This is a genomic window from Streptomyces sp. NBC_00872, assembly GCF_045161915.1.
GTDB lineage: Bacteria > Actinomycetota > Actinomycetes > Streptomycetales > Streptomycetaceae > Streptomyces.
On the sequence record NZ_CP108806.1, the window covers coordinates 835,507 to 848,130 of the forward strand.

Annotated in this window: 11 protein-coding genes; 4 read left to right on the forward strand and 7 right to left on the reverse strand. The window is 70.1% G+C overall.

Annotated features, from left to right (window positions below):
- Positions 1–15: 15 nt before the first annotated feature.
- The 3 genes from OG214_RS03595 to OG214_RS03605 are packed head-to-tail and all read right to left on the reverse strand — an operon-like array spanning position 16 to position 3,496.
- Positions 16–762 carry a succinate dehydrogenase/fumarate reductase iron-sulfur subunit gene (locus tag OG214_RS03595; RefSeq protein ID WP_405983744.1) on the reverse strand — a complete coding sequence of 249 codons (747 nt, stop codon included), beginning with the start codon at positions 760–762 and terminating at the stop codon, positions 16–18.
- Entirely contained in the window at positions 759–2,783 is a 2,025-nt protein-coding gene (locus OG214_RS03600) for a fumarate reductase/succinate dehydrogenase flavoprotein subunit (protein ID WP_405983745.1), read from the reverse strand. Before OG214_RS03600 ends, OG214_RS03595 begins: the two co-directional genes overlap by 4 nt.
- Positions 2,784–2,785: 2 nt before the next feature.
- Positions 2,786–3,496: a succinate dehydrogenase gene (locus OG214_RS03605; RefSeq protein WP_382857642.1), complete on the reverse strand. Its 711-nt coding sequence runs from the start codon at positions 3,494–3,496 to the stop codon at positions 2,786–2,788.
- A gap of 96 nt (positions 3,497–3,592) precedes the next feature.
- Here OG214_RS03605 and OG214_RS03610 point away from each other — a divergent pair, with 96 nt between their 5' ends.
- Positions 3,593–4,540: a LysR family transcriptional regulator gene (locus tag OG214_RS03610; protein ID WP_405983746.1), complete on the forward strand. Its 948-nt coding sequence runs from the start codon at positions 3,593–3,595 to the stop codon at positions 4,538–4,540.
- On the opposite strand, the gene OG214_RS03615 is transcribed toward OG214_RS03610, so the two are convergent.
- The 3 genes from OG214_RS03615 to OG214_RS03625 form a co-directional block, all read right to left on the reverse strand.
- The gene (locus OG214_RS03615) at positions 4,510–6,669 is read right to left on the reverse strand and encodes an EAL domain-containing protein (protein ID WP_363086092.1); all 2,160 of its coding nucleotides are present in this window, start codon (positions 6,667–6,669) and stop codon (positions 4,510–4,512) included. The genes OG214_RS03610 and OG214_RS03615 overlap by 31 nt on opposite strands.
- Complete coding sequence (locus OG214_RS03620; RefSeq protein WP_405987418.1) at positions 6,666–7,478, reverse strand: SAM-dependent methyltransferase; 813 nt, start codon at positions 7,476–7,478, stop codon at positions 6,666–6,668. The genes OG214_RS03615 and OG214_RS03620 overlap by 4 nt, the downstream gene beginning before the upstream one ends.
- Positions 7,479–7,675: 197 nt before the next feature.
- Positions 7,676–8,617 (reverse strand): SCO0930 family lipoprotein, encoded by a 942-nt coding sequence (locus OG214_RS03625; protein WP_363085995.1) that lies wholly within the window; start codon positions 8,615–8,617, stop codon positions 7,676–7,678.
- A gap of 836 nt (positions 8,618–9,453) precedes the next feature.
- Between OG214_RS03625 and OG214_RS03630 the strand changes: the two genes are divergently transcribed.
- Positions 9,454–10,218 carry a hypothetical protein gene (locus tag OG214_RS03630; protein ID WP_363085996.1) on the forward strand — a complete coding sequence of 255 codons (765 nt, stop codon included), beginning with the start codon at positions 9,454–9,456 and terminating at the stop codon, positions 10,216–10,218.
- A gap of 185 nt (positions 10,219–10,403) precedes the next feature.
- Complete coding sequence (locus tag OG214_RS03635; protein ID WP_405983747.1) at positions 10,404–10,982, forward strand: hypothetical protein; 579 nt, start codon at positions 10,404–10,406, stop codon at positions 10,980–10,982.
- 154 nt (positions 10,983–11,136) lie between these two features.
- On the opposite strand, the gene OG214_RS03640 is transcribed toward OG214_RS03635, so the two are convergent.
- Entirely contained in the window at positions 11,137–11,622 is a 486-nt protein-coding gene (locus OG214_RS03640) for a hypothetical protein (protein WP_363086469.1), read from the reverse strand.
- 311 nt (positions 11,623–11,933) lie between these two features.
- Between OG214_RS03640 and OG214_RS03645 the strand changes: the two genes are divergently transcribed.
- Positions 11,934–12,593, forward strand: coding sequence for a class F sortase (locus tag OG214_RS03645; protein WP_382857661.1), 660 nt, complete (start codon positions 11,934–11,936; stop codon positions 12,591–12,593).
- Positions 12,594–12,624 lie beyond the last annotated feature (31 nt).

The following is a 12,624-nucleotide window of genomic DNA, read 5'->3' on the forward strand; positions in this document are numbered from 1 at the left end:
CTGTCCGAACAGGGCCTAACGCGCCACCTTCCGCGTGGCGCGCAGCCATTCCTTGTTCATCGCGGCGATCGACGGGAGCGGAATGCCCTTCGGGCAGGCCGTGGCGCATTCACCGGTGAGGGTGCAGCCGCCGAAGCCTTCCTCGTCCATCGTGGCGACCATGTCGAGGACGCGGGTCTCCCGTTCGGGCGCGCCCTGGGGCAGGACGTTGAGATGGTTGACCTTGGCCGAGGTGAAGAGCATCGCGGAGCCGTTGGGGCAGGCCGCGACACAGGCGCCGCAGCCGATGCACTCGGCGTGCTCGAAGGCGAAGTCGGCGTCGGGTTTGGGGACCGGGGTGGCGTGGGCTTCGGGGGCGGCGCCGGTCGGGGCGGTGATGTAACCGCCCGCGCCGATGATCCGGTCGAACGCCGAGCGGTCCACCACCAGGTCCTTGACCACCGGGAAGGCCCCGGCCCGCCAGGGCTCGACATCGATGGTGTCGCCGTCCGCGAAGTGCCGCATATGGAGCTGGCAGGTGGTGGTGCGCTCGGGGCCGTGGGCGTCGCCGTTGATGACCACACCGCACGCGCCGCAGATGCCCTCGCGGCAGTCGTGGTCGAAGGCGACCGGCTCGTCGCCCTTGAGTATCAGCTCCTCGTTGAGGGTGTCGAGCATCTCCAGGAAGGACATGTCCTCGGAGATGCCGTCGATGCCGTAGGTGACCATGGCACCGGGGGCGTCGGCGTCCGGCTGACGCCAGACGCGCAGGGTGAGCCTCATGCGTAGCTCCGCTGGGTGGGGTGGACGTACTCGAAGACGAGGTCTTCCTTGTGCAGGACGGGCGCGATGCCGGAGCCGGTGCTGTGCTCCGCCGTGGGAGTGCCCCCGGAGCCCCGGAATTCCCAGGCCGCGACATACGCGAACTCCTCGTCGCGGCGCGCCGCCTCACCGCCCTCGGTCTGCGACTCCTCACGGAAGTGACCGCCGCAGGACTCCGCGCGGTGCAGCGCGTCGAGACACATCAGCTCGGCCAGTTCCAGATAGTCGACGACGCGGTTGGCCTTCTCCAGCGACTGGTTGAGCTGTTCGCCGGTGCCCGGCACCTTGATCCGCCGCCAGAACTCGTCGCGGATCTGCGGGATCCGGTCGAGCGCCTTGCGCAGGCCCTGCTCGTTCCGCGCCATACCGCAGTGGTCCCAGAGGAGTTCACCGATCTCCTTGTGGAACGAGTCGGGGGTACGGTCGCCGTCGACGGCGAGCAGCAGCCGCAGCCGGTCCTCGGTCTCCGCGACGGCCTCGGCGACCGCCGGGTGGGAGTCGTCGATCCGGTCGTGGTGCGGATTGCGGGCGAGATAGTCGTTGATGGTGGACGGCAGGACGAAGTAGCCGTCGGCCAGGCCCTGCATCAGCGCGGACGCGCCGAGCCGGTTGGCGCCGTGGTCGGAGAAGTTGGCCTCGCCGATCGCGAACAGGCCGGGCACGGTGGTCTGGAGGTCGTAGTCGACCCAGAGTCCGCCCATCGTGTAGTGGATCGCCGGATAGATCCGCATCGGCACCTCGTAGGGGTCCTCGGCGGTGATCCGCTCGTACATCTCGAAGAGATTGCCGTACTTCTCCTCGACGGCCTTGCGGCCGAGCCGGGCGATGGCGTCGGCGAAGTCCAGATAGACGCCCTGGGCGCCGGGGCCGACACCGCGCCCCTCGTCACAGACGTTCTTCGCGGCCCGCGAGGCGATGTCACGCGGCACGAGATTGCCGAAGGAGGGGTAGATCCGCTCCAGGTAGTAGTCCCGCTCGTCCTCGGGGATCTCGGCCGGCGGGCGCCGGTCCCCGGCCGCGAGGGGCACCCAGATACGCCCGTCGTTGCGCAGCGACTCGCTCATCAGCGTCAGCTTGGACTGGTGCTCCCCGGAGCGCGGGATACAGGTGGGGTGGATCTGGGTGAAGCAGGGGTTGGCGAAGAGCGCGCCGCGCCGGTGGGCCCGCCAGATCGCGGTGGCGTTGCTGTTCTTGGCGTTGGTGGAGAGATAGAAGACATTGCCGTAACCGCCGGAGGCGAGGACGACCGCGTCGGCGAAGTGGGTGGAGATCCTGCCGCTGATCAGATCGCGGGCGACGATGCCGCGGGCCCGTCCGTCGACGACGATCAGATCGAGCATCTCGGTGCGCGGATGCATCTCGACGGCGCCCGCAGCTATCTGCCGGGACAGCGCCTGGTAGGCGCCGAGGAGCAGTTGCTGGCCCGTCTGGCCGCGCGCGTAGAACGTACGGGAGACCTGGACACCGCCGAAGGAACGGGTGTCGAGGAGCCCGCCGTACTCACGGGCGAAGGGGACGCCCTGGGCGACGCACTGGTCGATGATCTCGACCGAGACCTCGGCGAGCCGGTGGACATTGGACTCACGGGCCCGGAAGTCGCCGCCCTTGACGGTGTCGTAGAAGAGCCGCTGGACGGAGTCGCCGTCGTTGCGGTAGTTCTTCGCCGCGTTGATCCCGCCCTGCGCGGCGATGGAGTGGGCGCGGCGCGGTGAGTCCTGGTAGCAGAACTGCACGACGTGGTAGCCCTGTTCGGCGAGGGTGGCGCCCGCCGCGCCGCCCGCGAGGCCCGTCCCGACGACGATCACGGTGTGCTTGCGGCGGTTGGCGGGGTTCACCAGCTTCGCCTCGAAGCGGCGCCGGTTCCAGCGCTCGGCGACGGGCCCGTCCGGCGCCTTGGTGTCGGCGATCGGCTCGCCGACGGTGTACGCGGTGTAATCGGCGTAGAGAGCGGTCCTGTCCATGCCCTGCTCATCCCTGTCCATGCTCAGCTCACCACTCCGGTCATCACGGCGACGGGTATGGAGACGAATCCCGCGGTCAGCGCGAACGCCAGCACTCCGGCCGAGGTCTTCAGGACGCGTTCACGGGCGGCGCTGCCCACGCCGAGGGTCTGGGCCGCGCTCCAGAAGCCGTGCAGGACGTGCAGGCCGAGCGCGAGCACCGCGACGATGTAGACGACGTTCCCGTACCAGGTGGAGAAGGTGTCCACCACGTTCTGGTACGGATGGCCCGGCTGGAAGCCCCCGGGGTGCGCGGTGCCGGTCGTCAGATCGAGGATGTGCCAGACGATGAACAGGGCGAGGATGATCCCGCCCCAGCGCATCGTGCGGGTGGCGTAGGTGGCACGCGCCCGCTTGTGCGCGTAGCCGACCGGACGGGCCGCGAGGTCGCGGCGGCTGAGCTGGTACGCGCAGACCGCGTGCAGCACCACCGCGGCGACCAGCACCACCCGGAAGATCCAGAGCGCCCACTCGTAGTGCAGTACCGGTTCGCCCAGGGTCCGCAGCCAGTGCGCGTATCCGTTGAACTCCGGTGCCCCGAAGAAGATCTTGAGATTGCCCAGCATATGCGCGACCAGATAGCCGAGCATGATCAGGCCGCTCACGGCCATGACCGTCTTCTTCCCGATCGTCGATCCCCAGAGGGTGCGGGTCATGGACGGCCGTTGGTCCGTCCCCCGCGTTGCCAGCGCCATGGACAGAACGCTAGGCCGCCTCCTGCCCAGTGGTCCAAGACATGGTCCGGCTGATGTCCATAGCCCCCGCCTATGATGCGATCTACCCTGGCTCTTATGCAGTTCCAGCAGCTTCTCTACTTCGTGGCCGTCGCCGAGACCAGGCACTTCACCCGCGCCGCGGAACGGGTCCATGTGTCGCAGCCCTCCCTCTCCCAGCAGATCAGAGCGCTGGAGAAGGAGCTGGGCGCCGAGCTGTTCAGCCGCGCCCGGGGCAATGTGGCCCTCACCGACGCGGGCGAGGCGCTGCTGCCGCTCGCCCGGCGCATCCTCGCCGACACGGAGACCGCCCGGCACGAGGTGCAGGAGCTGGTGCAGCTCCGGCGCGGCCGGGTCAGGCTCGGGGCGCCGCCGAGCCTGTGCACGGGGCTGCTCCCCGATGTGCTGCGCGCCTTCCACGATCTGCACCCGGGCATCGAGCTGCTGATCGAGGAGAGCGGTTCACACGATCTCGTACGGGAACTGGCCCGGGGGGCGCTGGATCTGGCGCTGGTGGTGATGCCCCTGCCGGCCGCGTCCCCCGCGCTGACCACGGTCGAGCTGCTGCACGAGGATCTGGTGGTGGTCTCGTCGGCCGCCGCCCCGCCCCCGCGCCGCCCGCTCAGGATCGCCGATCTGGAGGGCGAGCCGCTGGTGATGTTCCGGCACGGCTACGATCTGCGCGAGCTGACGGTGGCCGCCTGCCGGGCCGCCGGGTTCGAACCGTCGTTCACCGTGGAGGGCGGCGAGATGGACGCCGTCCTCGGTTTCGTACGGGCCGGTCTCGGTCTGGCGGTCGTACCGAGCATGGTGGCCGGGCGGGCGCGCGATCTACGGGTCACCGCCCTGGCCAGACCGGGACTGCGCCGTACGATCGCGCTCGCCCACCGCAGCGATGTCGCCCCGCCGCGCGCCGCCCGCGAGCTCCAGCGGGTGCTGCTGGCCACCCAGTCCGCGGTCCCGGCGAGAGCCGGGACCGCGGCTGTCGCGAACGGTCAGACCGCGTCCGCGAGCGACAGCTCGTGAAGCTGCTCCGGCGGCCCCGGGCGGGCGTAGTACCAGCCCTGCGCGGTGTCGCAGCCGAGCCGGCGCAGATGCTCCGCCTGCGCCCCGGTCTCCACACCCTCCACCGTGACGGCCAGCTCCAGGCTGTGGGCGAGCGACACGATCCCCTCGACGATCTTCAGATCGACCGGGTCCGCGGGGTGCTGCTGCATCCCCTGGGTGAACGAGCGGTCCAGCTTGAGCACGCTCACCGGCAGCCGGCGCAGATTGGCCAGGTTCGAGTAGCCGGTCCCGAAGTCGTCGAGCGCGATGTCGACGCCCATCTCGGCGAGCTGGCGCAGCGGCTTGAGCAGATCCTCGTCGGCCCCGATCAGTCCCGATTCGGTGACCTCCAGACAGAGTGAGCCGGGCGGGAGACCGACCCGCTCCAGCACCTCCACCGTGTCGGAGACCAGCCCGGGGTGGTGGAGCTGCGTCGGGGAGAGATTCACATTGATGCGCAGCGGTCCGCCGAGCGTCCTCGCGGGCAGTGTCTGCTGCCAGAACATGGCCTGCCGTACGGACTGTTCCAGCACCCAGCGGCCGAGCGGCACGATCAGTCCGGTGTGCTCGGCGAGCGGGATGAACCGGTCGGGCCCGAGCACGCCGTGCTGCGGATGCGACCAGCGCACCAGCGCCTCCGCGCCGTGCACGGAACCGTCGTCGAGATGGACCAGCGGCTGGTACTCGATGAAGAACTCGCCGCGCTCCAGGGCCGCGGGCAGCGCCGTCGTCAGCCCGTGCCGGGTGATGGCGCGGGCATCGGCCTCCGCGTCGGCCAGCTCATAGCGGTTGCCGCCCGCGGCCTTGGCCCGGTACATGGTGATGTCCGCGCTGCGCAGCACCTCCGCGGGGCTGTGTTCGGCGGCGAGTCCCTCCACGATGCCGATGCTGCCGCGTACGGTGAACTCCCGGCCGTCGAGCATGATCGGCGTGGCCAGTACACCGAGGATCCGCGAGGCGAGATCGGCCACCCCGCGCTGGGTGTCCGGTCCCGTGGTCAGCGCCACGAACTCGTCGCCGCCGAGCCGGGCCACCATCTCGCCGGGCGCGGTGGCGCAGCTCTGGAGCCGGTCCGCGACCTCGACGAGCAGCCGGTCCCCCGAGGCGTGGCCGAGGCTGTCGTTGATCGCCTTGAAGCCGTCGAGATCGAGATAGCAGAGGCCGAAGCGCGCGCTCCCCGCGGCGGAGAGGGTCTTGTCGAGACGCTCGAAGAACAGGGTCCGGTTGGGGAGTCCGGTCAGGGCGTCATGGGTGGCCTCGTACCGTAGCCGCAGATTGAGCAGCCGCCGCTCGGTGGTGTCCTCCATCAGCGCGAGCTGGTACTGCGGGGCGCCCTCGGCGTCCCGGAGCAGCGAGACCGTCAGATTGGTCCAGAGCACGGTGCCGTCGTTGCGGAAGAACGGCTTCTCGACCCGGAAGTGCTCACGCTCCCCGCGCACCAGTTCGCCGTACATCCGCCAGACGTGCGGCACGTCCTCGGGGTGGACCCACTCGCTCACGTTCCTGCTGCGGACATGGTGTTCCAGTCCGCCGAACATCTCGGTGAGGGTCTCGTTGACCTCCAGCACATTGCCGTCGAGGTCGGCGATGCCGATACCGACGGCCGCGCCCTCGAACACCGCGCGGAACCGCGTCTCGGTGGCGTGCAGCGCCTCCTCGGCATGGCCGCGGGCGGCGAGCGCGGAGCGCGCGATGGCCTCCTGCTCGGTCAGGGTGCGCTCACGCAGGGCCTGGGCGAAGCCCGCGGCGAGGGAGTGCTGGAGGCGGGCGCAGCGGGCCCGGCCCTCCTCGACCGGCAGATCGTCCGTACCGCAGTACAGGACCAGATAGTCGTCGATGACCCCCAGCGTCCTGGCGAGGGCCTCGGGGTCGGTGCAGTGCGCCGTGACCAGTTCGGCGCCGACGCGTCCCGCGGGCGCGGTGTCGAAGGGGCGGGCGTGCAGCGCGTCCGTCAACTCCCTTGCCAGCGGGATCAGATGTGTCTCGAACTCGGGGCGGGTCAGCGACGTGGCCGTGGCCGGGAAGATCGCCCGGCTCCAGATGGTCGCGAACCGTCTCAGTCTGTCGTCCAGACCGTCCGGGCCCGCCGGCTGCGACGGCACCATCACGCTTTGCGTCCCACACCGGCGATGCCCGAGTAGGCATACGGATCCTCCTGGGCGGCGGGGCAGTCCGGCCGCCACTGGGGCATGAACACCAGGCCGGGCTCGACCAGTTCGAAGCCGTCGAAGAAACGGGCGGTCTCCGCGCGTGTCCGGATCACCAGCGGATTGCGGATGTTCCGGTAGACGCCGACCGCGCCGTCCGCCTCCTCGGGGGCGAGCGGCAGACGGTCGTACGAGGCGTGCGTGAGGACGAGCAGACTGCCGGGCGCGAGCGCGTCGCGCAGCTCGGCCACCGACCGGTACGGCTCGTCCTCGTCCTCCAGGAAGTGCAGCACCGCGACGAGCAGCAGCGCCACGGGCCGGTCGAGGTCGAGCAGGTCGAGCGCCTCGGGACTGGAGAGTATCTGAGCGGGTTTGCGCAGATCGGCGCTCACGATGGCGGCGTTGGCGTTTCCGTCGAGAACGGCCCGGCTGTGGGCGACGGCGACCGGGTCGTGATCGACGTAGAGCACCCGGGCGTCGGGGTTCGCGGCCTGGGCGACTTCATGGACATTGCCGAAGGTGGGAATGCCGGAACCGATGTCGAGGAACTGCGAGATGCCTTCGTTCAGGGCGAATTCCACCGCACGGCGCATGAACGCCCGGTTTGCCTTCATGATCTTGGGGAGCCCCGGCATGAACTCCATTGCCTTGCGTGCGGCTTCCCTGTCCACCTCGAAATTGTGCGAACCGCCCAGATAGTAGTCATAAATGCGGGACACGCTCGGCATCGATATGTCGATGCCTCGCGGAGCCCAGGCGGGTCGCTCCATCGATGTCTCCAACAAGTCGCCACGGATCGCGGCCATGTACCTGGCCGGTTGTTCGAGCCGAGGCTACTGATCGACCGCCAAGAGGGCGAGCCCAAACGGAAATTAGCGATCCGTTCTTGGTCACACACCGACGGCATGTGCGACCGGTCCGCCGTCACACGGAGGGGCGTGACGGCGGACCGGCGGGCCGGAGGACCCTACTTGGGCGCTCCGACCAGCTTGGCATTCGGCGAAACCGCGAACCAGGTGCCGCCGACGCCCTGACCATTGGTGTCGCCCGGCTTTGTGTCTCCGCTGAAGGTGTAGATCGGCCAGCAGTCGATGCTCTGCTGCTTGATTCCGTCGGGCCTGTCGAAGGTCACGAACCCCTTCTCGATGATGCCTTCGGTGTCATTCTTGTCGACGGGGGCGACAACCGGCCACTTCTCCAGGCAGTCGCCGGTGCAGGCCGACGACATCGGCCACGCGGTGTCCTTCTTGAACCGGTACACCGTCATTCCCTTTGAATCCACCACAATGTCGCCGAGCTTGGGGTCCTTGCGCACGGACAGGCCCGGAAGGTCACCGGCGGTCACATCCGAGCCCGCGGCGCCCGCGGGAGCGGCCTTCTTGCCGTCGGGCGCGGAGGCGAACCAGGTGCCGCCCACTCCCTGGCCGTTGGCGTCGCCGGGGCTGGTGTCCTCGGCGTACCGGTACATCGGCCAGCCGGCGATGGTGAGCTGCTTGGTGCCGTCGGCCCGGGTGACCTCGCCCAGCAGGGAGGGGTCGGTGCCCGGCGCGGCCTTGGCGTCGCCGGCGGCCACCACGGGCCAGGCGGTCGCACAGTCGCCCTCGCAGTTCGACTTGGGCGGGTTGGCCGTGTCCTTGTCGAAGCGGTAGAGCGTGAACCCCTCGCTGTCGGTGACGACCTCGCCGAGTTCCTTGCTGTCCCACACGGCGAGTTGACCGGCCGGCTTGGCCGCCGCCGCGGCGCCGGTGTCGGTGCCGTAGCCGCTGTCCGCGCCGTAACCGGCGTCGGCCGGCTTGGCCGCGCCGACGGACAGTCCGGTCTCGGTGCCCTGGTCCTGACCGCACGCCGTCGTCAGGGCCAGTACGGCCGCCGCGGTCACCGCGAGCGAGGCGTTCCGCCAGGTGTTCATGTCAACTCCTGTTGTTCGTAAGCCAGTTGCTGCGCCTGGGTGCGCCTTTCATGGCCCTAAGTACGGGCCGGGACCACCGCCGTGTTCAACGCGGCCCGAAAAAACTTCGGAGGGTTTCGCGACGGCCTTCCGGCAGCCAAACCTCCAGCGGTCAAAAAGCCCCTATCCGGGGGAATCCGAGCAACTTCCTGCGTGCCACGCCGAAATGGGGAACAGGCTCCTGCCGTGTATGGATCACTTGTCGGACGGCTGCTCGCGGCCGCCGCGCTCATATCGCTGTCGGCCGTCCCCGTACCGGCCGCGGCTCATAGCTGCGCGTACGCCTCGCTCGGTCCCGGCGGACCGGGCACGGTGGTGTCCGTGTCGGGCAGCGGTGACTGCCCGCCGACTCCTCCCCCACCGCCGACACCGCCGCCGCCACCACCGCCACCCACTCCTCCGCCACCTCCTCCGCCTCCGCCCCCACCACCCCCGCCACCTCCGCCGCCACCGCCTCCGACCGTCGCGCCGAAGCCGCCGCCACCGCCGCCAGTGGTCCGGCCGGCTCCCCGGCCGCCGCGCCCGGCCCCTCCGCCGCCGGCCCCACCGCCGCCCGCGCCCCCGCCGGAGCCACCGCCCGCCCCGGTCCCGAGCCCGGCGCGGCCGTCGCCGGTCCCGTCCGCGAGCCCCTCGAAATCCCCGGCGCCGCCGATCGCCCTGCCCGCCTATCGCAAGGCGACCCGTGAGCAGCCCGACGGCGGCCCCTCGATGGTCTCGTTGATGCTCCTGATCACGGCTCCGGCCGTACTCGCCGTCGCCATCCTGCGTCCGCGCTCTCGCTGATCCACGGAGGATCCATGTCGGAATGGCTCGTTCTGAGCATCGCGATGGCCGCCGCCTGCGCGGTCGTCCTGACCATCGTGGTCATCAACAACCGCCGTATCCCCGTCGACGACGATCCCAGCGGAACACCCGACGTCATGGAGTACATGACGATGATGATCGGCGTGATCTACGCGATCGTCCTGGGCCTCGCGATCGCCGGTGTCTGGGAGGGCCGCAGCGCGGCCCAGGAGTCCGTACGGCAGGAGGCGCAGTCGCTGCACGAGATCCAGCAGCGGGTCCAGGTCTACCCGGCCGAGGTCAGGGACCGGATCCGGGGCGACATCGAGGCGTACTCCTCGTACGTCGTGCACACCGAGTGGCCGCACATGTCCGAGCACGAGGCCCTCAGCGCGGAGGGCACCCGGCTCTTCGACCGGATACGGCGTGATGTCACCCAGTACGCGCCGCGCACCGAGCTGGAGGGCCAGGCCTACCAGCCCCTGGTCGACGAGGTGGCCACCGCGGACGACGCCAGAGGGGCCCGTGGACAGAACGCGGGGGCCACGATGCCCGGAGTCGTCTGGTTCGGTCTCATCACCGGCGCCGTGGTCACGGTGGGGCTGATCTTCGTCCTCCAGATCCGCCGCACCTTCCGTGAACTGCTGCTGGCGGGGCTCTTCAGCGCGCTGATCGCCTTCCTGCTCTTCCTCATCTGGGACTTCGACGCCCCGTACGGCCGGGGGATCGCCGCGACCGCGGCTCCCTTCCTCGATCTGTTCCCGCAGATCGGCTCCTGAGGCCGCCGCACGGCATCGAACGCGACACGGGTGTCCGCCGTCCGGGGGACACCCGTGCCCCATTCGCCCGCCAGCGATCGCGGGTGTGATAACGGGCTCCTACCGTTTCTCGCATCGAGGTGCATTCCCTGACATTTGCGGAAACAGGTTCCGCTGCTGCTCCTCGGGGACCCGGAGGATTCACCATGCGCGCGATACGTGCCGCGTCCGCCGCTCTGCTGGGAGTGGCCGCACTCGCCCTGACCGCTCCCACCGCCGTGGCCGCGGTCGACGGAAGTGTCACGCCGTTCGGATTCACGGTCACCCCTTCCACGATCAACCCCGGGGGAAAGGTGACCCTGGCCGTCACCAAGTGCAGCTCTCCCGCCACCGCCTCCTCGGGGGTCTTCGACACCGTCACCATCCCGTCCGGCAGCACCGCCGCGGCCACCGTCGACTGGGACGCCAAGGCCGGTGCCAGGTACATCGTGACCTTCACCTGCAACGGGGTGTCCGCGAAGACCACCCTGGCCATCTCCAGCTCCACCCGGACCCCCGTGCCCAACCCGGTCGGCACGGCCAGTGGCAACGGCAATGGCACCGCGACCCGGACGACGGCGGCTCCGGCCAGCTCCAGCTCGCCCGGAGGTGTCAGGGGCGGCCTCGGCGGCAGCATCGGAGGTCTGAACGTCGCCGAGATCGTCACCGGTACGGCACTCGTGGTGGCGGGCGCCACCGGCAGTGTCTACGCCATCCGCCGACGAGCGCTGAACCGTGGGCACTGACCCACCCGTCGCGTCTCCCCGCCCGTCCCACGGAACTCCCACCACCCCGGCTCCCCTCCCGGGAACGCCCGTCGCCCCGAGTCCTCCGCCTGGACTCGGGGCGACGGGCGTTCGGGGCTCTCCGGCCCCCGGGACGGCAGGGCGGTCCGGACGGTCAGACTCCCGCACCGGTCAGCCGACGGCGCCGCGCGATGAACAGGGAACCGCCGACGGCCGCCGAGGCGACCAGCCCGCCGCCGACCGCCATCTCCGTGGAACTGGGGCCGATGGACCCGCCGAGCCCGCCCAGCGCGCCCCGCCCCTGGAGCACCTCGAACTGGTGGGTCTCGACCCGGTTGTTGTCGCTGCACTTGACGGCGAGGTTGTAACGGCCCGGTGTGGCGTCGTCGTGGATCCGCGCGGTGGCCCTGGAGTGCCCCGACGGATTGACCGACAGCTCCACCCGCCGGAAGGCGTTGGACGTGACAGTCCCCCCGTGGCCGCAACCCTGGACGGTGATCTCGATCCTGCCGCCCTGATGGACCGAGAACGGGTTGACGGTGACATTCCTCGGACCGTCGGTCGCGGCGGCGAGTGGGGCGGAGAGCGCCACGGCCGCGCAGGCGGCCGCGGACACCGCGAGAGCGCGTGAAGCACGCATCGTTGAACCTCCAGCGGAAGACGCCCCAAAGCGGTGCTCCGGGAGATTCGACGAGTACGCCTTCCATGACGAACCATCACCGCGCGACCCCATCGCCGCACTTCGGCACTGGTCCACCCCGGTGAGCCGACACGCCGGACGAAGGCCGTCCGCCCGCACGGAGGCGCAGGTCACGGCCCGTCAGAAGTTTTTATATGCCGATTACTCGGATGGGTCAGCGCGGACGGCACCGCCACCCGTTCGCCCGTCTCCGATCGCGGGCTCGGCGGACCGCGCCTACCGTGCCAGCAGACGTCCACGAAGGGAGAACTATGGCCAAGGACCATTACGCTCCGGAGTCGAGGATGCGCTCGCCCTGGGGGGTTCTGGCTCTCGTCATGCTCACCGGCATCGCCCTGATACGGAACGGGGTGGACGTACCGCTGGGGCCGCCGCAGCCCGCGGCGGCGGCGGGACTGGGCCGGCCGGACCCGGCTGCCGCGGCCGCGCACTCGGTCCCGATCGTGAAGCCGCTGCCGTACGCCCCGATGTCACGGGTGCGGATCCCGGCCATCAAGGTCGACACCCCGGTCGTGGACGTGGGCCTCGACTCGGACGGCTGGATCGCGGCACCGCCGCCACGGGATCCCAATCTGGCCGGCTGGTACCAGAACGGCGTCGCGCCGGGCCAGCGGGGCACCACGGTGGTGGTGGGGCATGTCGACAACCAGGCCGGACCCGCCGTCTTCTTCGCACTGGGTTCGCTGGAGAAGGGCCAGCGCATCGAGGTGACCCGGTTCGACAGCCGGACGGCCGTGTTCGAGATCTACGGTGTCGAGGTCTTCTCCAAGGACGACTTCCCGGGAGCCCGGGTCTACGGGGACACCGGCCATGCGGAGCTGCGGGTCATCACCTGTGGCGGCGGCTATTCAAAGGCCGGCGGCTACGCCGGCAATGTCGTGGTCTTCGCCCGGCTGGTCGAGACGCGCTGATCCGCGTCGGGCGTGAGGAATGACTGGGGCC